A 23,485-nucleotide genomic window follows, 5' to 3' on the forward strand; every position below is an offset into this window, starting at 1 on the left:
GAATGAAATATTTATCAGTAATAGCTTTATTAATTATTTTTAATTGTATTAAAGTAGAAAGTAATTCAGATAAAATGAATCGGGAAAAACAGCTAAATAAACTTTCAGATAAAAGAATGTCAGAAGTAGATAGAAACAATTTTGAAAAAAATTTTGTAACTGTTGATATTCATAATTTATTACAGGGGACCAATAGTTTTGAAGATATAAAACATCCCAAGATTATTCCTTATCCTTTAGTGAAGCAATTTTTAGAGGCACCAGTGGATAAAAAACTAACTTCAATAATATATGAATTCAGGAATAAATCATATATAAATGATAGTATATGTTTAATGGTTTATAAAATGACTTATCAAAAGTTTGATGAAGTTGAAATATTGATAACTTATGATATTAAAAAACAAAAATCTATTGATACTTTAACTATTTCAAAGTACGATTATCATAATAATATTTTTGTAAGCTCAGTTCTTGATGCTAAAACTCTCAGAATAAAAAAAACAATAAAAGACGAGAGTAGAAAATTAAATACCTCAAACTCTAGTAAAGGTTCTTATGAAGAAGAAATTAAAATAAATAATACATTCAGATTTGAAAAATGATGTTATTATTATCAAAACCACTGCATTTTTTGCAGTGGTTTTTCAATTCCCATGAAAACAATTCTTCAAATTGAAATAAAAGATTAAATATTTTATATAATTCTGGAAATCAAATCGTTAATTTTCGTTTTCCGCAAAATAATAAAATAAAAATATATATTTGTACTGTAACGAAGAACATAAATATGAAAAACACGAAAAGCTCTGTAAGCGAAACAGGACACTCTAAAAACATCGCTAACCTTCAGGATCTCATCTCTTTTTGTACAGCCTATGGCGACAAATACAATCCCGTAAAAGAAGAACTGAAAATCTCCAGTCTTGAAGTATTATATGAAGATGCCCTCTTAAAATTGAACGACGCACAAACCAAAAAAACGCTGTTTGATAATGCCACCAATCAGCGGGTTGAAGTTTTTAAAGAATTGAATCCGCTGGCGACAAAAGTAATTAACGCATTGGCTGTTTCAGAAACAAATCCTCTAATGCTCAGCAATGCCAAATCCTACAACAAAAAGCTGCAGGGGAGAACAAAAGCAAAACCGGAAACAGAAAAGTCAGGTGAAGAAACCGAGAATCCAACAAGAACCATCTCGACTTCCCAACAGAGCTACGACAGCAAGATCAATCACTTCTCCAATTTAATTCAGGTACTCGAACAAAGCGCTGCTTACAATCCCAATGAAGAAGAATTAAAGACGAGTGCCTTACAGGATAAGCTGGCAGATATGAAAAACAAGAACACTGCCCTTATTCATGCTAATACCGAATATTCCAATGCAAGGTTATCCAGAGATCAGGTGTTGTATAATGACCTCACCGGATTGTGTCAGATTGCAAAAGAAGTGAAACAATATGTAAAATCAGTTTTCGGAGCTATAAGTCCTCAATATAAACAGATCTCCAGCATCTTATTCACTAAGGTAAAATCATAAATCTAAAATTTAAAAATCCTCGAACGAATTCCTGTCATGAAAGATAATTTTTAGACAGGAATTATTGTTTATGGCAACTTCAAAGTATATATGATCAACTTCGGATTATATTTTTTAAACTTTGTGATTAAAACGAGCAACTTTAAGTATAATATGAGCAACTGCGATGAATATTCTTGCAACTGTGAGTGTGATGTGAGCAACTTTGGTTATACTTTTCTTAACTTTAATTTAGATGTGAGCAACTTTGTTTATGATTTTACTAACTGCGGTTAGTATTTTAGCAACTTCAGGTAAAATGTTTTGAACTTTGTTTTAGGTATAGTCAACTTGAATAATACCTTTTAGAATATTGTTCAGTAATTTAATAACTTAGAAGCTGAAAACAAAAGCTTGATAAGCTTTATCCAAAACTATTAAACTGCACAACAGAAAAGGTATTATACAATTAAAATAACCAAATCCGGAACTCCCATGAAAAAACTCATCTTCATCATAGTTGGCATTATTATTCTCCTCATCATTATTGTTTTAATCAAAACATTTACCTATCCCTTTAAAAAAGTTAATGCCAATACTTCCGATGGATGGAAAATGATGAAAGATGATTCCGCTATTCAGAGACTATCAGGCGGACTGAAGATCCCGTCGGTTTCATCTGGTGAACTGGGCGAATTTAATTACTCCCCATTCGATACTATTAAACAATATTTAAAAGCTTCTTATCCCCTCGTTTATCAGAATACAGAATTTGTTGAAGTAAATACTTACGGTTTGGTATTCCGACTGAAAGGCAGCAATCCTTCCCTTAACCCCATCTTGTTCCTTTCCCACACCGATGTTGTTCCTCCCGGTGAGGCCGAGGTGAAAAATAAAAGTGAAAATATTTTCAGACCTGATGATAAGCCTTTGCCTGCCGTATCGGAAGTTTCTGAAGAATGGGATTTCGGACCGTTCTCCGGAGCAGTGGCCAACGGAAGAATCTACGGAAGAGGTTCCATAGATATGAAAGGAATGCTTTTCTCTCTTCTGGAATCCATGAATAATCTAATCAAAACAAAACATATATCTCAAAGAGATATTTACCTCGCTTTCGGATTTGATGAGGAAGTCGGCGGACAACAAGGCGCTGCGAAAATAGCTGAGCACTTTAAAAATAAAAATATTGAGTTTGATGCAGTATATGACGAAGGTGGTTTAATTCTTGAAAAGGGGAGTGTCAATGGAATCAACTCAGATGTCGCCGTGATCGGGTGTGCAGAAAAAGGTTTCCTTTCTGTTAAAATCAAAGTCAAAGGTCTCGGTGGACATTCCTCAATGCCTCCCACAGAAAGTGCTATCGGAAAAGCGGCGATCATCATGCAGCGTCTTGAAAAAGACCAGATGAAGCCGACCGTGACACCACTTATTAATCAGTTCTTCACTAATGTTGGCGGATCAATGTCTTTCGTCAACAGGATGGCCATCGCCAACCAATGGCTATTGAAGCCCATCCTTCTTTCCCAACTCACCAAAAATAATTCGACCAACGCGTTGGTACGTACCACGACCGCCCTCACCATGATGAAAGGGAGTGATGCTCCCAACGTCCTTTCCCCTGAAGTGGAATTTGTAGTTAATTTCAGGCTACTCCCCGGAAATACCGTAAAAGACGTTAAACAGCATATTGCCGAAGCCACCAAAGGATTTGATGTCGAAATAGAAGAAATTGATACCGTTAAAGAAGCTTCAGCCGTTTCCCCAACCAATACAAAAGCTTTTAAATTAATAGAATCTGCCATTAAAGAAATTCATCCTTCAGCAATTGCTACCCCTTACCTCACCGTTGGCGCAACAGATGCGTACAAATACCAGATTGTCGGCAAAAACATCTACAGATTCATGCCTATTAAAATAAACAATGCCGAAAAACAATCCATCCACAGCACTAACGAATATCTCAGCATAGAAAACTACATGAAAATGATCCACTACTTTGAATATATCATGAGAAATTATGATAAACAATAGATGATGGGTAATAAGCAATGAGCAATAAGCAAGTAATGAATGATAAAGGTAGATGATAAATAACACAGATAGTATTAGCAATGAACGCGAAGAAGTCGAAGGATCTCAAACAATAAACACCCTAAAAGCCGACATAGGAAGCCGAAGCGCTAAGAAAAATAGTTTGTGAACGTTAAAAAAATTCCACTGTCTGAGTGCGGCAAAAGTATTTTCACGGCCTTTGCTGAGTGGAGCGCCTTTGCAAACGAAAATATCCTCAATCATTTAAAAGAAAAACTTAGGGCTCCTTTGCGTTCAAAACAAACCACTTAAAAAAAGTTTTTCAATAAAAAATAATACGTCAAGTTTTGACGCATTACCCAATTAGCTTTGTCATATCAAAACAACGAAGCTATGGAACTGCCATTATATTTAAGTTTTAATGAATTTCACAACCACTATTACAACAACCTTGAAAAATGGTTTGAAAAATATCATAATACATCCGAGACCGATTACCTGAAAGCACTTTCAGAATTATACAGTCCTTATTTGTATTATAATTTTGCGAACGGCAGGCTTCAGGCAGACGCTTCCATTCAGATCAAGGATTGCTTCTTTCCTTCTTACGATAAGATTGGACTTTCTTTCTGTACAGGTTGTGATAATGGTAAAAAACCTAAAACCTCCAGAAATATGAATCATATGTTTGAGTGGAAAACCATTACCATGATGGAATATGCACAGCATATTTTAGACAAGATCAACAGACATATTTCCGAAAACAAGGACAAAGATGTAATGAGTTTGATTAACGATTATGATGTCATTACTTCCAGAGAGGGTGCCGGATATTGCGTGAATTACAGTCAACATCAGTCGACGCTGCCATTCCTGAAAGCTTATTTTCCTGTTTACGGACAAACGGTAAATATGGCTGTTTACAGAGATTTTATATTCTCAATCGTTCAGATCGCAGAATATATCGACCATAAATTAAAAGAATTAGAACTTTTTGAAAGTACGATTTACGTAAAGCTGAAATCCGAGGCTAAATTCAAAGTACAAATAAACCACCAGTTCCTTACCTTATGCAACTAAACTAATACACCAACATCATATAGCTAAATTATAGTTTGGAAAGGGGTTGAGACTTTTCAAATGAATATCCCGGTCATTGCAGGCTGGGATTTTTTATGTAAAAATTTTATGAAGAATTAAAAATGAGCTTTAATAGCTTAACCTTGGTAAAAACAAAAAAGCATTGAAAATAATCAACGCTTTTCTTTGCAGAGAGGAAGGGATTCGAACCCTCGATACAGTTACCCGTATACTACCTTTCCAGGGTAGCTCCTTCAACCACTCGGACACCTCTCTATTTGAGACTGCAAAAATAATGGAATTTATTGGATTTCCAAATTATTAATGCAATTAGTGTGAAATTTCTCCGCAAAGACTTTTGGAAAAGTTTTCTGCGAAACTTCCCTGATAATTCGGATTCTCGATAAGGTGCATGGCTTTAGTAATAGCACTTTCTGCCGTCATATCCTTTCCGCTGATGGCTCCGATTCTGGAAAATATATTGCTGTTTTCATACTTTCCGAACGATATCCCTCCTGAAATACACTGACTTACTACGACGATTTCCGTTCCGTTATTCCTGATCTGCTGAAGGGTTTCCACTGTTTTTTCACTGCTGAAAATCGTTCCCGAGCCAAATACCTGAAGAATCAGCACTTTCATTGTAGGGATTTCTCTAAAATGATTCAAGTTCATGCCCGGAAAAATTCTCCAGAAAATAATATCTTCAGAAATATGATCGTCAACATGGAAATCTACGGTAGAACCAGAACGATGAAGATTATCTTTTATAATATTTAAATGTACTCCGGATTGTCCCAAAATAGGGTAATTCGGACTGGCATATGCATCAAAATACTCCGCAGAATATTTCAGCGTACGGTTTCCTCTTAATAATTTATATTCAAAATAAATCGCAACTTCCTGAATTACCGCTTCATCATTTTCATACAAGCTGGCATAATAAAGACTTGTTAACAGATTTTCTTTGGCATCTGTACGAAGATCTCCGATCGGGAGCTGGGAACCGGTAAGAATCACTGGTTTTTTTAGTCCTTTCAACATAAAACTCAGTGCTGAAGCCGTATAAGACATAGTATCTGTTCCATGGAGTATCAGAAAACCATCATAATTATTGTAGTTTTTATGAATATAATGAGCGATAATTTTCCATTCTTCCGGACCCATATCGGATGAATCAAGAGGCTTTGCAAAAGGATGAACGAAAACCTCACATTCCATCAGCGTCATTTCAGGCATTTTTTCAAAGATGTTCCCAAAATCAAATGCGCGCAGGCTTCCGGTTTCATAATCTTTCTCCATCCCGATGGTTCCGCCGGTATAGATCAAAAGGACTTTTCGTTTCATACATGAATTTTATTAGATTTCCATACCTCTTTCAGGAGGATTCCTCAAAATTACGTTAATTTGCAAAGATTTGAAAATGGATGGAAGATTTAGCAAAAACTTTTGAATATTTAAAACAGTTTTTAACGCAAGAAAGATTGGCAAAAATTGAACATTTCTCTCAGGAAAGCTCAGATTTTGTACTTCCTGTCGTGGAAGATATTTACCAGTTCCGAAATGCAGCCGCAATCGTACGTTCTGTGGAAGCGTGTGGTTTTCATAAAGTGGTAGCTTTACAGGAGGAATATAGTTTTGAACCGAATCTTCGTGTTACAAAAGGTGCCGATACCTGGGTTGAGGTCGAAAAGCTTCCCAGAAATATGGAATCTTTCCAAAAAATCCGTGATAGAGGCTATAAAATATTGGCTGTTTCACTAGAGAATAATGCCACTATGCTTCCAGACTACAAAATCACTGAACCTGTCGCCTTGGTTTTCGGGACAGAAATGGAAGGGGTTTCCCAGGAAATTCTTGATTTTGCAGATGAAACTCTGGCTATTCCGATGTATGGTTTTACCAGAAGTTTTAATGTTTCGGTTGCTGCGTCCATCTGTATGTATGAGTTGAAACAAAAGCTTATAAGATCTGATTTAAATTATAAACTTAATGAAGAAAAACTTCTGAAAATGAAAATTCGATGGGCCGTTAATTCTATACGAAGCGGGCAGGAGATTTTTGATAAATATCTAAAGGATAATAATCTCGAAAAGGTTTTTTCTTAATTCATTGAGAAACCTTTACCATTCCATATTATTATAATTCCACGCTGCAACAAAAATTCCCGCTGTTTCCGTTCTCAATCTTTGATTTCCCAAAGAAACGGCTTTTACATGGTGTTCCGCCAACGTCATAATTTCCTTTTCGGAAAAATCGCCTTCAGGGCCAATCAAAAAAGTGATGTGATCGAGTGTTGGGATTTCCTTTAATGCGATCCTGTGAAGATTTTCATGACAGTGTGCTACAAATGTATTTTCAGGATGAATCTTTTTTAAGAAATCCTGAATTTTAATGCTGTCATTAATGACCGGAAAATGAAATCTTAAACTTTGCTTGGAAGCAGCTACTGCCTGTTTTCGCAGTTTATCGATATTCAGGTTTTTGCGTTCGGTTTTTTCAGTCTGTAATAATGTAATTTCTGAAATACCCATTTCCACTGCTTTTTCAATAAAAAACTCAATACGGTCGATATTCTTGGTAGGGGCAATCGCAATATGTAATGCTGGATTAAAGTTTGGCATATCAGTTTTGATCTCATCAACGATAATATTCGCTTTTTTACCTTCAATCATCAGCTTTCCGGAAGCAAGATTTCCTTTTCCGTCGGTTACATGAATTGCTTCACCTTCCTTCATCCGAAGAACTTTTACAATATGCTGTTGTTCTTCGTTATTGATCGTTACTTTATTTCCTTCAATTTCTCCGTAGAATAATTTCATTACAAATCGTATTTTGCCGTAGCACTCGTTCTTAAATCTGTAAATTCTCCCCGTTCAAATTTCAGTTGAGCTACCATGGCAATCATTGCGGCATTATCGGTGGTATATTCAAATTTTGGGATGTAAATATTCCAGCCGAGTCTTTCATGATTATCTTCCATCGCTTTCCTTAATGCTGAATTGGCAGAAACGCCACCTGCAATGGCAACTTCTTTAATATCTAAATCTTTTGCTGCCTTTTCCAGTTTGTTCATCAGGATTTCAATGATGGATTTCTGAACGGAAGCGCACAGATCATTCAGATTATTTTTGATAAAGTCAGGATCTTTTCTTACTTCTTTCTGGATAAAATACAATACGGAGGTTTTGATTCCGCTGAAAGAATAATCGTAATTTTCAAGCTTCGGTTTATTGAATTTAAATGTATCTGGATTGCCTTCTTTTGCCAGCCTGTCTATAATCGGACCTGCAGGATAATCAAGGTCAAATATTTTTCCGATTTTATCGAAAGCTTCTCCGGCTGCGTCGTCGGTCGTTTTTCCGATGATTTCCATCTCAAAATAATCTTTCACCAGCACAATCATCGTGTGTCCTCCGCTTACCGTAAGGCATAAAAATGGGAATTTGGGCGGCATAGGATTTGCATCCTCAATGAAATGCGCTAAAATATGCGCCTGGAGGTGGTTTACTTCAATTAACGGAACATCTAAACTCATTGCCAAAGACTTAGCAAAGGAAGTTCCTACCAGAAGAGATCCTAAAAGTCCGGGTCCGCGGGTAAAGCCTATCGCGGAAATTGCATTTTGTTGTATATTTGCTTTAGTTAGAGATTTTTCAACAACCGGAATAATATTTTGCTGATGAGCACGTGATGCAAGCTCAGGAACAACACCGCCATATTCTTTATGGATCGCCTGATTTGCAGCAATGTTCGACAGAATAGAATTTCCCTTGATAATAGCTGCTGATGTGTCGTCGCAAGACGATTCAATACCTAAAATTATAGAGTCGCTCATAATAATGGCAAAGTTAGAGAATAATAACGAGAATGAGAACAAAAAATCAGTAGCTGAAAACCTAGGTAATCAGGTACAAAAAGCGGTTGGAAATGCCGGAGACAAAGTAAAGGAGACCGTGAAAGAAGCTTCTGAGCTGGCTTCGGATGCCATTAAGCATCCTGTAGAAACTGCTGAAGAATTCGGAAAACAGGCGGTAAAAGACGTGACCAGCTATTCCTGGTGGGCTCGTCTTCTGTTGATCCTTTTCTGGCTCGGTCTTGGTCTTGTCGTTTCCATTTTCATTGCGATTAATCTTCCCGTTACCAAACAATGGGCGGCCGATCAGGCTTTACAGATTGTGAACAGAGATTTTAAGGCGCAGATGTCAACAGAAAGTGTTGAGGTGAATTTTTTCGGAAATGTAAAGATCAAAGGATTAAAAATAAAAGATTATAAAGGATACGATTTTATTCAGTCAAAGGAATTTATTGCCAATTCCAACTGGCTTTCTCTTGTTAAAAATATCACTAAAAATAATTCTTTAAGTTTTAACTCTTTAACCTTAAAAAATGCAGATGTAAAAGTCATTACATATAAAGGCGACAGCATTTCAAACTTTATCCGTTTTACACAGTTATTCGATAACGGTAAAAAAAGAGATCCCAGCAAGCCTGCTTTTCAGCTGGATTCAAGACTACAGATTTTAGATTCTAAAGTTTCTATTGTGAATTTGAACTCACCGGGAGAAAAAGGAAAGTGGCTCACCGCAACCAATTTTAATCTGAAAGCCCCAAATGTAAAAGTAAACGGAAGAAATATTTCAGCACTCATCAACAATATGTCTTTTACGACGACACGATGGGACAAATCTCATTTCGTGGACACTTTTTCAACGGAACTGTCGATGACACCTGATTATCTTTCTTTAAAGGATCTTACTCTAAACACGGATCATTCACTTTTACAGGGAGATATTAAATTTAACCTTCATGATGACGGCTCCTGGGCAGATTTTGCCGATAAAGTGAAATGGGAGATGAATCTCATACAAGGAAGTCAGCTGAGTGGCTATGATATCAGTTATTTCGTGACCAACTGGGACAATTTCAAGCCGTTTAACATTTCCGGAAAAATGGCGGGTCCGCTAAATAATTTTAAGCTTGATAATTTCCTGATCAGAAATCCTGACGTGAATATCGCGACAAGATCAATGAAAGTCAATAATCTGTTGAAAGGTAATTTTTTAATTGAAACGAATGATCTTTCTGCAGATTTTACCTATAAAGATCTGAAAGCGATGATGCCTTCGTTTATCTCAACGAAGATGAAGAATTTTGCTGATGATTTCGGTAAGCTGAAATATAACGGAACAGCAAGTGTAAATCCTAATCGGGTGTATGTGGCCAACGGAAATTTGATGACAGGAATAGGGCAGGCAAAAATCACTCAGTTTTCTTTAACCGATTATAGTTCTTCAATGCCTAAATACGTGGGAATTGCTGAGGTTAAAGATTTAAATACTTCTGTTATTACAAAAAATAAATCAGTCGGGTTGATTTCCGGAAGATTTGATGTCAATGGTCAGAGCTTCGATGTGAATACGATGAAAATCACTACCAAATCGAGAATTGCCAGTATTGATATCATGAATAAAGAGATCAATAATGTGTACCTGGAAGGTCTGCTGGATCATAAAAAATATAACGGATTAATCACAGTCAATGACGAACAGGCAAAAGCAAATATTAAAGGATTAATCGATTTCAGCACTTCAAGAATTTTAATGAATGTAAATGCTGATGTTAATTATCTCAATATAAATTATTTCACCAACAAACCCGGAACTCAGATTTTAAGCGGGAAAGTAATGGGTAAAATGGCTATGTCTTCGATCAATGATCTTACTTTAGATGTAGACGCAAATGGAATTAATTTTACGACAGCAACTCAGAAATATTCTATTCCTACTGCCAAGCTGAAAACTTTCATAGAAAACGGAGGAAGGGTTATAGATGTTGATGCTCCTGGTGCTGTAAACGGTAAAATTTCAGGGAGATACAACCTTGGCGATCTTTCAGGAATGGTGGAGAACGGATTAAATAAAATCCTTGTAGGTCCCGACCCTAGAAAAATATACAGAGGTCAGAGTTTTGCCATGAATTTTGATGTGCAGCAAGGGTTGGTAAGCTATTTCCTGCCTGATCTTAAATTGCCACAGGGCGCAAAAGTTGAGGGTCAGTATGATGGAAATTCTAATAATCTTATATTAAATCTCGATGCTGCGTCCTTAAAATATATCATGACAAAAAAACAGGAAATAACCGAGGCTGATAAAGCTTTGGCTGCGGCAAATCCTGAGTACACGATTAATGAAAGAGATAACATCACCAGAGATAGCGCAATGGTAGACAGTGTGATGGTAAGAATTAATACGGCCAATCTTGATGAGCAGATTTTTGCGAAGATCAATCGACTACAATACAATAAAAATATTATTAAAGATCTCACATTAAGCGGAAGAAATGAAAACAATACGGTTCTTCATCTTGCAACAAAATTCAAGTATGGAAGCCCTGAAGATGAACTTGATGATAACCTGAAAGAATATGCAATCAACATCAATCAGTCTACCAATGCCGGAGGTGATTTTGTATTCCGGTTTGAACCGACCGAGGTTAAATTTAATGATGTAACATGGGCTGTTGATACAAGCCCGGAGCTTAATCATTCCATTACATACCGTAAAAAAGAAAAAGATTTCGACATTAGAAATCTTAGAATTTATTCGGATAAAAGTGCATTATTTGTAAAAGAGGCTCAGTTTAAATCTGCGAAAGATTTTTATATTGACGCTGAAGTTGATGATTTTGCCATAGAAAAACTGATGGAAATGCAGCCGGGAGGAAATTCAATGAATATAAAAGGTCTTGCCAATGGAAGTGTGAAAATCAGAATGGATAAAAGTACGCTACAGCCCTTAGTAGATATGACGATCGACGATATCATGATGAATGGAAATGATATGGGAGATATTACGATTTCTGCCACCAACGGATTTTCTTTAAATGTATATGATGTAGATGTTAAAGTAAACTCTGCCGGAGTTATCGGCAACAACAGTCTTCATGTTACCGGAACTGTAAATAATAATGCTTCATCACCAATTATTGATCTTACTGCGGAAATGAGAGATTTTGATATATCTTTCGCTCAGCAGTTTGTTACCAGTGTTTTTGGTAATTTAAGAGGAAAAGCTACCGGAGATCTTAAGATCAGCGGAAAATTCAATGATCTGGATTATAGTGGTGATATTGCCTTAAAAGGCTTCGGTCTGAAACTTCTGTTTACCGGTGTCGATTACTCCTTTGATGATACGGTAATTCCACTTACAAAAGGTTTAGCGATTCTCAATAATGTTGAAGTGCATGATGGCCGTACAAATTCAAAAGGGAATATTTCCGGTGCGGTTCAGTTTGAAACCCTTTCTTCAATGGGAGTCAACCTCGTAATGAGAGCAGATAATTTATTGGTTTTAAATACCACGCAGAAAGATTACGATCTTTTCTGGGGAAGAGTTTACGGACAGGGAGATCTGTATGTTGACGGTCCTGTATCTGGTTTAAGCCTTTCTACTCCAAATATGAAAGCGCTTAGCGGAAGTACATTTACATTCAATTCAGGATCAACATCCAATGTTGAAGAATTTAAAATGCTGAGGTTCCTTAAGGAAGGAAAAGACGGTCTCGTAACTCTCGAAGAAAAGAAAAAATCCGGTGCCAATATGAATATTGATTTTGCTTTGGATGTAGATAAAGGAACTACAGTGAATGTTCTTATCGGTGATGATGTAGGAAATATCACAGTAAAAGGTGCTGCAGAAAAACTGCGTTTCCAGATGAGCAGACAGGGGAATATTGCCATGAACGGGATGTACAGGGTAGAAAATGGTACTTTTGTTTCCAAAGCTATTTTAAATAAAACTTTCCAGATAGAGAAAGGTAGCAGTATCAGATGGGATGGTGATGCGATGAAGCCTGCGCTTGATATTAAAGCAAATTATGTAAGGATGGTATCCAATGCAGGAGAATACCTTAATATGGGAAGTTTGCAGCCTATCAGTATTTTGCTTCAGGCAAATATTACGCAATCTCTCGTAGATCCAAAAGTTGATCTTAATGTCACGGCACTAGATGTTTCCAGTCAGGTAAAAGAAACCCTGGCTGCGAAAATGAGCCAGGAAGGAGAAAAAGTACTCCAATTCGGATCTGTATTGCTTCTAAACAGCTTTAATGTCTCCAAGACCGGAGGTGTAGACGTTGACGTGGCAGGTGTTGCAGAATCTTCAGGATACAATATGCTTTTAAAACAATTAGGTTCTGTTTTGAATACCATGAGTAATGAATTTCAGATTGATCTTAATTATGTAAAAGGAGACCAGTACTCAAACAGAGGAGACCGTGCAAATGCCGGGGTAAGTTTTGCTTTTTCACCTAGAGTTAAAGTAAAGACCGGATTAGGAATTCCTCTTACCAAAACTGAGAATACAGAGGCTAACTATCTCTCCGGAGAGGGAACTATTGAATATGATATCTCTAAGAAAAATGACGGAAGTCTTATTTTAAGAGGATATTCTAAACCATCAAATATTGGAGTTATTAATGGGGCAGGATCAAATGGAACTGCTAATCAGGCCTATGGAGGGGGTATTGTGTGGAGCAAGAGCTTTAATTCTTTGTTTAAAAAGAAGAAAAAAGATAAAAAAGCATCTAAAGATAAACCTGAGACAAAAACAGATTCTATAAAATCAAATACAAAATAGTCTCAAATTTATAATGATTTTTATCATATGTGTTAATTATTGTTAATGTTTGGTATAAATTTTTTAGTTAAATTATTTTTCATAAATTTGCAAAAAATACATTGTTTTTTTAAGAAAATTGTAATTAACTAATATGAACTATCAACTGGACGAAATAGACAAGAAGATTCTTGATTTCTTAGTAGAAAACACAAGAATGCCTTTTACAGAAATTGCTAAGCAGATGGATGTTTCCGCTGGTACAATTCACGTAAGAGTGAAAAAGATGGAGGATGCAGGTATTATTTTGGGATCATCTCTTAACATCGATTATGGAAAGCTGGACTATCACTTTACAGCTTTTATCGGAATTCTTTTAACAAAATCAAACAGAACTCAGGAAGTTCTGAAAGAATTGTCAACCATTCCAAACGTAATCGAAGCAAGCGTAATTTCAGGAAAGTACAATATCTTCTGTAAGGTAAGAGCTAAAAATACTGATGATGCTAAGAGAATTATCTATCAAATTGATGATATTCAGGATGTAATGAGAACCGAAAGTATGATTTCTATGGAAGAATACTTAAGCGACAAAAACAGACTAATTAATGCAATCTACGTATAATCGTATTTAAAAAGAATTATATTGAAGAACTTATGAAATTTCTCATAAGTTCTTTATTTTTGTACCTATGGAAGAATATAGCTATTTTGACGAAGATCCGAAAAAAGGATGGGGATTTATTCTGGCATTTGCAGCATTGCTGTTGTTTACAGTTATGGGATTTGGGATTGATCTTGATGAGTATTTGCAGCACGAAACTCTGAATATTCCGGCTTGGTATGCTTACACTGTTTTTGTGATTGATGCATTAATGGTTGTAAGTCTTGTACTTATGTTTTTCTATAGAAAAATAGGCATCTTCGCCTTTCCTGCGTTGTTGGTTTTGCATTTCTTTATGCACAATTATTATCTGTCGACGTTTTTGTACACAGATGTAACCAATCTCTTTCTTTTTACAGGTTTCGGAATGCTGGCCATTATTCCGAAGTGGAAATTTTTCAGATGATTTTGTAAAAAGATAAAAGATAGTTTTTAATATTAATAGGAGCGGGCTTTAGCTCGCTTTCTCATTTTCAATATAAGAGGCTTTGGCTGGAACTTACAACTAACAAAAAAAGTCCCCAAAATGGAGACTTAAATATATTTATTCTTAGTTGATTACGCTAAAATTCTCTTTACCGCTTCTTTCACCGCAGTTGAATCAATTTTATATTTCTTCATTAGTTCCGCAGGCGTTGCAGATTCTCCGAATGTATCGTTTACAGCAACAAATTCTTGTCTTGTCGGTCTTTTTCTTGCAAGCATTCCTGCAATGGATTCTCCAAGGCCGCCAAGATAATTGTGTTCTTCAGCCGTTACAATCTTTCCTGTTTTTTCAATCGATTTTAAGATGATTTCTTCATCTAAAGGTTTAATCGTATGTATATTGATTACCTCGCAAGAAATACCTTCTTTTTCAAGCTCATCAGCAGCAATTAAGGATTCCCAAACCAAGTGGCCTGTTGCAACGATTGTAACATCAGTTCCTTCTTGTAGCATAATTCCTTTTCCGATCTCAAATGGCATATCTTCAGGGATGAAAACTGGAACTACCGGTCTACCAAATCTTAAATAAACAGGGCCTTCAAAATCAGCGATTGCCAAAGTTGCAGCTTTTGTCTGGTTGTAGTCACAAGGGTTGATTACTGTCATTCCCGGAAGCATTTTCATCATTCCGATATCTTCCAAAACCTGGTGAGTCGCTCCGTCTTCTCCTAACGTAAGACCTGCGTGAGAAGCACATATTTTTACATTTTTATTGGAATAAGCAATAGACTGACGAATCTGATCATACACTCTCGATGTAGAAAAGTTGGCAAAAGTTCCTGTAAAAGGAATTTTCCCTGTGATGCTTAATCCTGCAGCAAGACCCATCATATTCGCTTCTGCGATACCTGTCTGAAAGAATCTTTCAGGAGCTTTTTCAATGAATTTCTCCATCTTTAGTGATCCGATAAGGTCTGCGCAAAGTGCAACTACATTTGGATGAGTATCTGCAAGTTCAGCAAGTCCGGCTCCGAATCCTGAACGTGTATCTTTTTTTTCTGTATATGTAAATTTCATGAGGATTTTAAATTTTTATAATTGATTAATGATGAGTGATAATTGATGAATAATTTTCTAAAATCAATTATCACTCATCATTTATTATTAATAGTCAGCAGGAGCTTCTAAATACAATTGTTTGAATGCTGTTTCCAGTTGCTCATCATTAGGAGCTTTACCATGCCAAGCGTGAGATCCCATCATGAAATCAACTCCATTACCCATCTGAGTGTGCAGAATAATAGCTACAGGTTTTTCTTTTCCGGTTTCAGTTTTTGCTTTCTCAAGGATTGCAATTACCGCTTCAAGATCGTTACCATTTTTCTCTTCAAGAACTGTCCATCCGAAAGCCTCAAGTTTTGCATGGAGATTCCCTAACGAAAGAACGTTGTCTGTGCTTCCATCAATTTGCTGTCCGTTGTAATCGATTGTTGAAATGATATTATCAACTTTTTTAGAAGCGGCATACATGAAAGCCTCCCAGTTTTGCCCTTCCTGCAATTCACCGTCTCCCTGTAAAGTATATACCAAAGAAGTATCTCCGTCTAATTTCTTGCCCTGAGCTGCACCTAAAGCAACCGAAAGACCTTGTCCCAAAGATCCTGAAGCCACTCTGATCCCCGGAAGTCCTTCGTGAGTAGTCGGGTGTCCCTGAAGTCTGGAATCCAGTTTTCTGAATGTTCCCAATTCATTCACCGGGAAAAATCCGAATCTGGCTAAAGTAGAATAGAATACCGGAGAAATATGCCCGTTTGAAAGATAGAAATGATCTTCATTTTTACCCTCCATCGTGAAAGGAAGTTTATAATTCATTACCTTTCCGTAAAGGGCTGTAAAGAATTCAGTACAACCTAAACTTCCACCTGGGTGACCGGAATTCACAGCGTGAACCATTCTTAAGATGTCTCTTCTGATTTGCGTAGTAAGAGATTTTAACTCTTCGATGCTTTTACTCATTGCTTAGAATTTATATGCACACAAATCTACAATTTTTTAGCGGCTTACGGAAATGTAAAAACCCGGATTTGTACCCGGATTTTTATCTTTTAACGTATTTTTAATGATAAGTATTTTTAATTGTAAGGTAATTTAATTTTACATTTAATAATCTAAAGGAGTATGACTTAAACATCATCATATTTTTATTATTACTAAATTTTTCATTTGAAAATGATAAGTGAAATGTAATAAATATGTATAAAACATAAATTATTTTCTCCTGATAAGCCAAAGTCCGAGAAATGTTAGCAAACCATTAATGATTAAGAGTTCCAATCCTATTTTAAATTCTCCAAAAAGTGTTTCCTGATACTTATCAATAAAGAAAGAAATAACAGGAGCTGCAATACATACAAAAGGAACCAGTTTGTCCTTGACTTTATATTTCGTGAAAATTCCGAAGGCGAATAAGCCTAAAAGTGGTCCGTACGTAAATCCTGCCAGCTTAAGGATTAGTCCGATCATCGAATTATCATTAATCACTTTAAAAATGATGACCATTATTAAAAAAGACAACGCAACCAGAAGGTGAATTTTTTTTCTGAACTTCTCTTTCTTTCCGTTATCCCAGTGCGTTTTCTCTTTCATTCCAAAAATATCGATACACAGAGATGAGGTAAGTGCTGTCATCGCTCCGTCTGCACTTGGAAATAAAGCTGAAATCAATGCAATGATAAAGATAATCGAAATGAATGGCGGCATATAATTTAACGCGATGTCCGGAAACAGCTGATCTCCTGCACTGGAAACATTTTCCTGAGCGCCATAAAGATGTAAAAGACCTCCCAGATAAAGGAATAATGAGATGACACCAAGTAAAATAAAACCTAAAGTCACCATATTTTTTTGAGAATCTTTCAGTCTTGTTACCGAAAGGCTTTTCTGCATCATTTCCTGGTCGATTCCTGTCATGGTAATCGTGATAAAAGCTCCTGCAAGGATTTGTTTAATGAAGAAACTTTTCTGATTAGGATCAAAATCAAAAATTTTCGTATAACCCTTTTCATTCATTGCGGTAAAGCTGTCACCAAGGCTCAATCCCAGATGGTTCAGCATATAAACCGTGCAGATAATCAAACCCAGAAGCATACAAGAGGTTTGTAAAGTATCTGTCCAGACAATCGTTTTTACGCCTCCTTCGTATGTGTAAAGAATAATCATCGCCAGAATAATCAAAGTCGTAACGATAAATGGTACGCCTAGACTATCCAGGATGGCTACCTGTAAAATATTGACAACAAGATACAGCCTTGCCGTAGCACCGACCAATCTGGAAACAATAAAAATCCAGGCACCCGATTTATACGAAAGCTGTCCCATTCTTTGCTGAAGATATCCGTAAATGGATGTCAGCTTGAGTCTGTAATATAAAGGAAGCAGGACATACGCAATTACGATATAGCCAATCAGATAACCTAATGTGATCTGTAAATACGAAAATTTATCATTTCCTACCGCTCCGGGAACGCTTACGAAGGTAACACCGGACAGAGATGTTCCGATCATTCCGAATGCAACAAGCATCCAATTACTTTTACGGTTTCCGATAAAGAAACTTTCATTATCACTTCCTTTTCCGGTTTTGTAAGCCACCCAGAGCAGCAAAGCGAAATAGACGACGATAATGGATAATAATATAATCGGAGACATGCTTTTATTTAATTTAAATTTTAGCAAATATAGTTTTTTTATATTCTGCTCAAAAAAGAAAAAACCTTCCGGATATTTTCCGAAAGGAGTTGTAATAGTAAGTAAGAATTTATTTTACCTTAATCTTTGATTTTAGCCTGAGCTTTAATTTCAAATCAAGCCTGCGTTTTGTTGACCAGAACATCCTGAAGTTCCTCATGTTTCTGGAAAGTAGCTTTAGCAAAAGGACACAGTGGAATAATAGTTTTACCGCTTTCCCTTGCAAAATCTACCGCCGAAAGCAGCATTTCTTTTCCGACTCCTTTTCCGTTATAAGCTTCTTCTACTTCAGTGTGATCGATGATAAATCTGTCGTCGCCAGCCCATGTATAGGTCATAAGCCCTGCATGGTTTCCGTCAATAAATGCTTCAAAATTTCCGTTTTTCTCGTTGTTGTTATGTTTTACTTCAATCATATTTATGAAAATTTGGTTAATATTTCTATATCGTTAGTGAGTATTTTGTGAATAGGGCAGGCATCTGCTATTGTGCGGAGCCTTTTTATACGTTCCTCGTCAATAACCTTGCCTTCAAAAGCAATATTTCTTTTAAAAATAGCCCTTTTTGTCAATGGGAAATTTTCCAGTTCAACTTCTACATTGATCGTTTCTATATTCCATTCTTTTCTGTCGATGTACATTCTGAGGGTCGCGGCAGTACAGCTTGCCAGCGATGTTGCCAGTATTTCAAAGGGGTTGAAGCCTTTATTTCCGCCACCTTTATCAAGTGGTTCATCCGTAATCAGGGTGTTTTCACCGGCAATCACTTCTGTGTAATATTTTTCTCTGCCTAAGCTTGCTTTTACGATGATGGGCATGATCTTCAGTTTAGTTTGTGACCTGAACTTTAAAACTTTCTATTTTTTTCTTCAGTTCTTTTAGCATTTCGGGATCGATAACACCGCTTTCCAGATCGAAATTTTCGTAAAATTTAGGCAATGAAAAAGTTTCTTTGATATCTGCACCAAATTGAGGGAAAAATGTTTTTGCCGTATTCATCACATTTCCGCCGCCATATCCTCCCGGAGAAGTAGACATTAATAACATCGGTTTATTCTGAAAAACTTTTACATTGATTCTTGAAGCCCAATCGAAAACATTTTTAAAAGCGGCAGTGTAAGATTTGTTGTGCTCGGCCAGAGAACAGATAATCACATGGCAATCTTCAATAACCTTTAAAAAATGATGGGCTGCATCCGGAAAACCTTTCTTCTCGCGGTCAACGGAAAACACAGGCATATCGAAATCATTTAGATCAATTAAATTAATTTCATCATTCTGAAAGTCTTTTAAAACAAACTTTACCAGTTCTCTGTTGATTGATGTGGAAGAAGTGCTTCCTGCAAATGCTAATATTTTCATAACTAAAATTTATTTCTTCCTAAGATTTTCTGTTTAAAATAGCTTTCGGAAGAGGTACATATTCTTCTTCATCTCCCGGAACAAGCGGAAAAGCCTCATGATTCTGATCGTTCCAGTTTACTTTTGCCTGCTCGATCAATTCTCTGTCTGAATTTACGAAATTCCAGAATATAAAGCGCTCTTCATCAAAAGGCTCGCCTCCGAAAAGATAAACGGTACCATTTTCACTCATATCAAACTCACACAATTTGGTATCTTTGGCGATCATAAGCTGCTTGGAACCGTAAGAATTACCGTCGGTAGTTACCGTTCCATCCAGAACATACATGGCGGCTTCTCCGTAAAGATCTTTTCCAATGCTGATCTTTTTGACTTCTTTTGTTTTTATTTCAATAAAAAACAATTTGCTGTGAACAGGAACCGGAGATTTTTTGCCGAAAACTTCGCCTGCAATCAGTTTGTATTGAATTCCGTTTTCTTCCCAAACAGGAATTTCCTCTGCTTCACTATGATGAAAAGTGGGTTCCGACTGTTCCAGATGTTTCGGAAGGCCTACCCAGATCTGGAATCCGTGCAGTCGTTTATCCGAATGTCTTAAATATTCCGGTGTTCTTTCGGAATGCACCACGCCTTTCCCGGCAGTCATCCAGTTTACCGCTCCCGGCTGAATTTCAACGGCGCTGCCTATACTGTCTCTGTGAAATATAGAACCTTCCAGAAGATAAGTTAGGGTAGAAAGCCCGATATGAGGGTGAGGAGGCACATCAAGATTCTGATAATCATTGAGATCAGCAGGTCCCATATGATCTATAAAAACGAAGGGTCCGACTGCTCTCTTTTCGCGGAAAGGTAAAAGTCTGCCCACCAGAAAATTTCCTATGTCTGCTGATTTTTCTTCTATAATAAGTCCGATATTCGACATGATATATTAATTTTTATTAAGCTGATAATAATAGAATCCGGTAAACATTTTCCATAAAAATAAGGAAAAATAATAAACAGATTTGAACTTTAAGTTAAATTAATCTGCCAGATAACCGAATCTTCCCAGATTATAATCCTCAAAAGCCTGCATGATTTCTTCTCTTGAATTCATTACAAAAGGACCGTGAGCATAAATCGGTTCGTTCAAAGGCATACCGCTGATGATAAGTATAATACTGTCTTCCTGTGCTTCAATTGTAAATGTCTCGCCTTCGTTTTTGAAAAGAACTAAATGATTAACCGGAATTTCTTTATCTCCGTTTACCGTAATATTTCCTTCGATGACTAAAGCAGCTGTGTTATAATCTGCAGGAAAGCTAAATTCTGCTTTTCCTGATTTCTTCAGTTTTGCATTCATAACATGAACAGGGCTGAATGTAGAAGCCGGACCTTTCTGGTCATTATATGTTCCGGCAATAATTTCAATATATCCGTTTTCGGCAAGGTCAGCTTTAGTCATTTTGGCATTGGGAATAGCCTGATATTTTGGGCAGCTCATTTTATATACGGACGGAAGATTTAACCACAGCTGAACCATCTGAAAAATTCCTCCGGATTTTGCCCATTCCTTTTCATGATATTCTTTATGAAGAATTCCTTTTGCGGCTGTCATCCATTGTACGTCTCCCTCACTGATAATTCCTCCACCGCCAGCACTGTCGTGATGTTGTACACGTCCTTTATAGGCAATGGTCACCGTTTCAAAACCTCTGTGTGGATGCACATCTACACCTCGCGGCTGCTCTGTCCCATTAAAATGAAATTTTGAATTATAATCAAGCATGATGAACGGATCCATTCTCTTCATATCCAGACCAGTCATTCCCGGAATAAAATTATGAACTCTGAAGCCATCACCCACAAAATGAGCGGGTTTTGGAGATACAACTTTTTCGATTTCTTTAGTTGCCATAATGTTTGGTATTATAGTACAAAGGTAAGTCAGGTAAAGAACAGATGCATTGATGTGTGATAATATTTAATTAAGCTAATACTATATAAATACTGAACTGTGACTGTGATATTTTAACAGCCCTTAACGCCTACTTTGCATCATTCTTGTTATCATAATGTATCACTAAAATATTAAATTATGTCAGAAAAAAAATTAGCGGGAATCTGGGTGGATAAAGAAAAAGCCATTGTCGTTAAAAATCATGATGCACAGAATGCTTTTAAATTTTTCCTTTGTGATCCTGTAGAAGCCGAAATTCAGCATGGAAACTCTAGTGAAAATGCCGGCAATAATGCGGAACAAACAAATAAGATGAAGTACTTCAAAGAAATTGAACATTTGCTCATCAATTCGCAGCAAGTTTACATCATAGGGCCGGGCACGATTCAGGAGGAATTTAAACATTATCTTGAGGATACTCCACAGTTTAAGAATCTGAAAATTCAGCTTGGTACGGCTCAGCAGATGAGTGATGAACAGGTGCTGGAAAAGGTAAAGGAGCATTTTAATGCTTAAATTTCATTATTATCATAATTAGACCTCCGCTATGTTGACATCATTCGGAGGTTTTTTTATAGTGTCTTTTTAAACTTTTTGGTAATGAAAAGATCCGGAAAGTAATTAAAAATAATAAATCTGTGTAATTTTAGTCTTCCTTCGATTTCATGTTTTTTCCATCCGAGATATGAAGTCTACGGAATACAAATCCGGAAATAATAGTAAGGGTTCCAATCGTAAGGAAAGTATATCGAAATGCGTTATGAGATTCACCCTGAATAAGGTCAGAATTTTCAAATATTTTTAAAACGATCAGTCCGAATGCAATTCCGAAACCAACCGCAAGCTGTTGATTAACGGACAAAAGGGAATTTCCGCTGCTGGTCTGAAAATTTCGTAAATCTGCAATGGAAATGGTATTCATCGATGTAAACTGAATTGAGTTGAAAAATCCTAACACAGCGATGATAGGCACAAACCAATACAACGAAGTGTTAATATCCGGGATTGCCAAAAGGCAGATTAATGTCCCGATAATAAAAGTATTGGTCATGAGTGTCTGACGATATCCGAACTTATCTAAAATTTTGATGACATAAGATTTTCCGAATATTGCGGTAAGAGCCATAGGCGCTATAATCCAACCGGATGTAACGGCAGATTGTTTGTATGCGATCTGTATCATTAAAGGCAATAGCAAAGGAACGGAACTGATTCCAAGTCTTGTTGCCAGATTTCCAACGATTCCTACCCTGAAAGTTCTTACCTGAAATAGGTTTAAAGGAAAAATAGGACTCTCGTCTTTTTTCGCATGACGGTAATAATAATACATAAAAAGAAAGCCAAGAATAAAAACAACCAATACAGGTGTTGTATTCTGAAGATCTCCGAAAAGTTCCAGAGAAATTGAAAGTAGGAGTGAAGCAGCAGCAAAAATCAGGAATCCTTTCAGATCAAAATCTACGTCTGCAGATTTGTAATTGGGCATGAATTTTAAGCCTAAAATTATTCCCATAATACCGATAGGAATATTAATGAGAAAGATCCAGTGCCAAGAAAGGTAATCAACCATATATCCGCCAACTAAGGGTCCTAAAACCGGACCGATGAGCGCAGGAATGATGGCGAAATTCATGGCTTTAAGCAATTCATTTTTATCAAATGTTTTTATCAGGGCTAATTTTCCCACAGGTGTCATCAGACTGCCGCCTACACCCTGAACGACCCGTGAAATTACAAGATGAGTAAGGTTCTGAGATAATGCACAGAGCAATGAGCCTGCACTGAATAATATTAATGAAAAAATAAAAATCTTTTTCGTTCCAAATCTGTCTGCGAGAAATCCGCTGGCCGGCATAAAGACTGCTAATGTTAAGACGTAACTAATAATCGCATTCTGCATATTAAGTGGCGACTCTTTCAGATCCCTTGCAATGGCAGGCAGAGAAGTATTTAGTATGGTAGAATCCAACATCTGCATGAAGATAGCAGTTGCCAGGATCAGGGGTAGAATTTTTTTTATCGAATTGGGCTGCGAAATTACATCTGACATTTTCTGATTACTGGAAAATCAATATCCAGATTTATTTTAGTTCAAAGAAT

Annotated in this window: 21 protein-coding genes and 1 tRNA gene; 9 read left to right on the forward strand and 13 right to left on the reverse strand. The window is 36.6% G+C overall.

Features of this window, described 5'->3' with window-relative positions; translation table 11 throughout:
* The first annotated feature begins 2 nt into the window (after nucleotides 1-2).
* From BLR30_RS08185 to BLR30_RS08200, 4 genes are all read left to right on the forward strand, one after another.
* Entirely contained in the window at nucleotides 3-605 is a 603-nt protein-coding gene (locus tag BLR30_RS08185) for a hypothetical protein (RefSeq protein WP_089856956.1), read from the forward strand.
* A 185-nt stretch (nucleotides 606-790) separates the two neighbouring features.
* Entirely contained in the window at nucleotides 791-1,540 is a 750-nt protein-coding gene (locus tag BLR30_RS08190) for a hypothetical protein (protein WP_089856962.1), read from the forward strand.
* A gap of 474 nt (nucleotides 1,541-2,014) precedes the next feature.
* Nucleotides 2,015-3,550, forward strand: coding sequence for a M20/M25/M40 family metallo-hydrolase (locus BLR30_RS08195; RefSeq protein WP_089856964.1), 1,536 nt, complete (start codon nucleotides 2,015-2,017; stop codon nucleotides 3,548-3,550).
* Nucleotides 3,551-3,943: 393 nt separating this feature from the next.
* Entirely contained in the window at nucleotides 3,944-4,630 is a 687-nt protein-coding gene (locus tag BLR30_RS08200; protein ID WP_089856966.1) for a hypothetical protein, read from the forward strand.
* Nucleotides 4,631-4,819: 189 nt separating this feature from the next.
* Here the strand turns inward: BLR30_RS08200 and BLR30_RS08205 are convergent.
* Together BLR30_RS08205 and BLR30_RS08210 are read right to left on the reverse strand one after the other, a co-directional pair.
* Nucleotides 4,820-4,906, reverse strand: a tRNA-Ser gene (locus BLR30_RS08205).
* A 54-nt stretch (nucleotides 4,907-4,960) separates the two neighbouring features.
* Nucleotides 4,961-5,977 (reverse strand): asparaginase, encoded by a 1,017-nt coding sequence (locus tag BLR30_RS08210; protein WP_089856968.1) that lies wholly within the window; start codon nucleotides 5,975-5,977, stop codon nucleotides 4,961-4,963.
* An 80-nt stretch (nucleotides 5,978-6,057) separates the two neighbouring features.
* Here BLR30_RS08210 and BLR30_RS08215 point away from each other — a divergent pair, with 80 nt between their 5' ends.
* Nucleotides 6,058-6,738: a TrmH family RNA methyltransferase gene (locus tag BLR30_RS08215; protein ID WP_089856970.1), complete on the forward strand. Its 681-nt coding sequence runs from the start codon at nucleotides 6,058-6,060 to the stop codon at nucleotides 6,736-6,738.
* Nucleotides 6,739-6,753: 15 nt separating this feature from the next.
* On the opposite strand, the gene BLR30_RS08220 is transcribed toward BLR30_RS08215, so the two are convergent.
* Together BLR30_RS08220 and tsaD are read right to left on the reverse strand one after the other, a co-directional pair.
* Entirely contained in the window at nucleotides 6,754-7,452 is a 699-nt protein-coding gene (locus BLR30_RS08220) for an RsmE family RNA methyltransferase (RefSeq protein ID WP_089856972.1), read from the reverse strand.
* Nucleotides 7,452-8,468 carry a tRNA (adenosine(37)-N6)-threonylcarbamoyltransferase complex transferase subunit TsaD gene (tsaD, locus tag BLR30_RS08225; protein WP_089856989.1) on the reverse strand — a complete coding sequence of 339 codons (1,017 nt, stop codon included), beginning with the start codon at nucleotides 8,466-8,468 and terminating at the stop codon, nucleotides 7,452-7,454. The genes BLR30_RS08220 and tsaD overlap by 1 nt, the downstream gene beginning before the upstream one ends.
* Before the next feature lie 4 nt (nucleotides 8,469-8,472).
* On the opposite strand from tsaD, the gene BLR30_RS08230 reads away from it, so the two are divergent.
* From BLR30_RS08230 to BLR30_RS08240, 3 genes are all read left to right on the forward strand, one after another.
* Nucleotides 8,473-13,269: a translocation/assembly module TamB domain-containing protein gene (locus BLR30_RS08230; RefSeq protein WP_089856991.1), complete on the forward strand. Its 4,797-nt coding sequence runs from the start codon at nucleotides 8,473-8,475 to the stop codon at nucleotides 13,267-13,269.
* Between the two features lie 133 nt (nucleotides 13,270-13,402).
* On the forward strand, nucleotides 13,403-13,873 hold the full coding sequence (locus tag BLR30_RS08235; RefSeq protein WP_089856993.1) for an Lrp/AsnC family transcriptional regulator: 471 nt from the start codon (nucleotides 13,403-13,405) through the stop codon (nucleotides 13,871-13,873).
* Nucleotides 13,874-13,940: 67 nt separating this feature from the next.
* Nucleotides 13,941-14,318 (forward strand): hypothetical protein, encoded by a 378-nt coding sequence (locus BLR30_RS08240; protein ID WP_089856995.1) that lies wholly within the window; start codon nucleotides 13,941-13,943, stop codon nucleotides 14,316-14,318.
* 152 nt (nucleotides 14,319-14,470) lie between these two features.
* On the opposite strand, the gene BLR30_RS08245 is transcribed toward BLR30_RS08240, so the two are convergent.
* The 8 genes from BLR30_RS08245 to BLR30_RS08280 form a co-directional block, all read right to left on the reverse strand.
* A complete protein-coding gene (locus BLR30_RS08245; RefSeq protein WP_089857000.1) occupies nucleotides 14,471-15,415 on the reverse strand; it encodes a transketolase family protein in 945 nt (314 codons plus the stop codon).
* Nucleotides 15,416-15,502: 87 nt separating this feature from the next.
* Nucleotides 15,503-16,354, reverse strand: a complete 852-nt coding sequence (locus tag BLR30_RS08250; RefSeq protein ID WP_089857009.1) for a transketolase — start codon at nucleotides 16,352-16,354, stop codon at nucleotides 15,503-15,505.
* Between the two features lie 252 nt (nucleotides 16,355-16,606).
* Entirely contained in the window at nucleotides 16,607-18,046 is a 1,440-nt protein-coding gene (locus BLR30_RS08255; RefSeq protein WP_089857012.1) for a sodium:solute symporter, read from the reverse strand.
* A 155-nt stretch (nucleotides 18,047-18,201) separates the two neighbouring features.
* Nucleotides 18,202-18,501, reverse strand: a complete 300-nt coding sequence (locus BLR30_RS08260; RefSeq protein ID WP_175443626.1) for a GNAT family N-acetyltransferase — start codon at nucleotides 18,499-18,501, stop codon at nucleotides 18,202-18,204.
* Nucleotides 18,502-18,503: 2 nt separating this feature from the next.
* Nucleotides 18,504-18,902 (reverse strand): OsmC family protein, encoded by a 399-nt coding sequence (locus BLR30_RS08265; RefSeq protein ID WP_089857014.1) that lies wholly within the window; start codon nucleotides 18,900-18,902, stop codon nucleotides 18,504-18,506.
* Nucleotides 18,903-18,912: 10 nt separating this feature from the next.
* Entirely contained in the window at nucleotides 18,913-19,446 is a 534-nt protein-coding gene (locus tag BLR30_RS08270; protein WP_089857019.1) for an NADPH-dependent FMN reductase, read from the reverse strand.
* 19 nt (nucleotides 19,447-19,465) lie between these two features.
* On the reverse strand, nucleotides 19,466-20,368 hold the full coding sequence (locus BLR30_RS08275) for a pirin family protein (protein ID WP_089857021.1): 903 nt from the start codon (nucleotides 20,366-20,368) through the stop codon (nucleotides 19,466-19,468).
* 99 nt (nucleotides 20,369-20,467) lie between these two features.
* Nucleotides 20,468-21,343: a pirin family protein gene (locus BLR30_RS08280; RefSeq protein ID WP_089857023.1), complete on the reverse strand. Its 876-nt coding sequence runs from the start codon at nucleotides 21,341-21,343 to the stop codon at nucleotides 20,468-20,470.
* Between the two features lie 180 nt (nucleotides 21,344-21,523).
* Here BLR30_RS08280 and BLR30_RS08285 point away from each other — a divergent pair, with 180 nt between their 5' ends.
* Entirely contained in the window at nucleotides 21,524-21,901 is a 378-nt protein-coding gene (locus BLR30_RS08285) for a hypothetical protein (protein WP_089857025.1), read from the forward strand.
* A gap of 130 nt (nucleotides 21,902-22,031) precedes the next feature.
* On the opposite strand, the gene BLR30_RS08290 is transcribed toward BLR30_RS08285, so the two are convergent.
* Nucleotides 22,032-23,435: an MFS transporter gene (locus tag BLR30_RS08290; protein WP_089857027.1), complete on the reverse strand. Its 1,404-nt coding sequence runs from the start codon at nucleotides 23,433-23,435 to the stop codon at nucleotides 22,032-22,034.
* Between the last annotated feature and the right edge of the window lie 50 nt (nucleotides 23,436-23,485).

Origin of the sequence: Chryseobacterium taeanense (assembly GCF_900099685.1) — a bacterium.
In the GTDB taxonomy this organism is placed as follows: Bacteria; Bacteroidota; Bacteroidia; order Flavobacteriales; family Weeksellaceae; genus Chryseobacterium; species Chryseobacterium taeanense.

Coding starts and splice junctions, on each gene's coding strand:
- BLR30_RS08185 (WP_089856956.1), top strand. CDS start 3: ATGAAATATTTATCAGTAATAGCTTTATTAATTATTTTTAATTGTATT.
- BLR30_RS08190 (WP_089856962.1), top strand. CDS start 791: ATGAAAAACACGAAAAGCTCTGTAAGCGAAACAGGACACTCTAAAAAC.
- BLR30_RS08195 (WP_089856964.1), top strand. CDS start 2,015: ATGAAAAAACTCATCTTCATCATAGTTGGCATTATTATTCTCCTCATC.
- BLR30_RS08200 (WP_089856966.1), top strand. CDS start 3,944: ATGGAACTGCCATTATATTTAAGTTTTAATGAATTTCACAACCACTAT.
- BLR30_RS08210 (WP_089856968.1), bottom strand. CDS start 5,977: ATGAAACGAAAAGTCCTTTTGATCTATACCGGCGGAACCATCGGGATG.
- BLR30_RS08215 (WP_089856970.1), top strand. CDS start 6,058: ATGGAAGATTTAGCAAAAACTTTTGAATATTTAAAACAGTTTTTAACG.
- BLR30_RS08220 (WP_089856972.1), bottom strand. CDS start 7,452: ATGAAATTATTCTACGGAGAAATTGAAGGAAATAAAGTAACGATCAAT.
- tsaD (WP_089856989.1), bottom strand. CDS start 8,468: ATGAGCGACTCTATAATTTTAGGTATTGAATCGTCTTGCGACGACACA.
- BLR30_RS08230 (WP_089856991.1), top strand. CDS start 8,473: ATGGCAAAGTTAGAGAATAATAACGAGAATGAGAACAAAAAATCAGTA.
- BLR30_RS08235 (WP_089856993.1), top strand. CDS start 13,403: ATGAACTATCAACTGGACGAAATAGACAAGAAGATTCTTGATTTCTTA.
- BLR30_RS08240 (WP_089856995.1), top strand. CDS start 13,941: ATGGAAGAATATAGCTATTTTGACGAAGATCCGAAAAAAGGATGGGGA.
- BLR30_RS08245 (WP_089857000.1), bottom strand. CDS start 15,415: ATGAAATTTACATATACAGAAAAAAAAGATACACGTTCAGGATTCGGA.
- BLR30_RS08250 (WP_089857009.1), bottom strand. CDS start 16,354: ATGAGTAAAAGCATCGAAGAGTTAAAATCTCTTACTACGCAAATCAGA.
- BLR30_RS08255 (WP_089857012.1), bottom strand. CDS start 18,046: ATGTCTCCGATTATATTATTATCCATTATCGTCGTCTATTTCGCTTTG.
- BLR30_RS08260 (WP_175443626.1), bottom strand. CDS start 18,501: ATGATTGAAGTAAAACATAACAACAACGAGAAAAACGGAAATTTTGAA.
- BLR30_RS08265 (WP_089857014.1), bottom strand. CDS start 18,902: ATGCCCATCATCGTAAAAGCAAGCTTAGGCAGAGAAAAATATTACACA.
- BLR30_RS08270 (WP_089857019.1), bottom strand. CDS start 19,446: ATGAAAATATTAGCATTTGCAGGAAGCACTTCTTCCACATCAATCAAC.
- BLR30_RS08275 (WP_089857021.1), bottom strand. CDS start 20,368: ATGTCGAATATCGGACTTATTATAGAAGAAAAATCAGCAGACATAGGA.
- BLR30_RS08280 (WP_089857023.1), bottom strand. CDS start 21,343: ATGGCAACTAAAGAAATCGAAAAAGTTGTATCTCCAAAACCCGCTCAT.
- BLR30_RS08285 (WP_089857025.1), top strand. CDS start 21,524: ATGTCAGAAAAAAAATTAGCGGGAATCTGGGTGGATAAAGAAAAAGCC.
- BLR30_RS08290 (WP_089857027.1), bottom strand. CDS start 23,435: ATGTCAGATGTAATTTCGCAGCCCAATTCGATAAAAAAAATTCTACCC.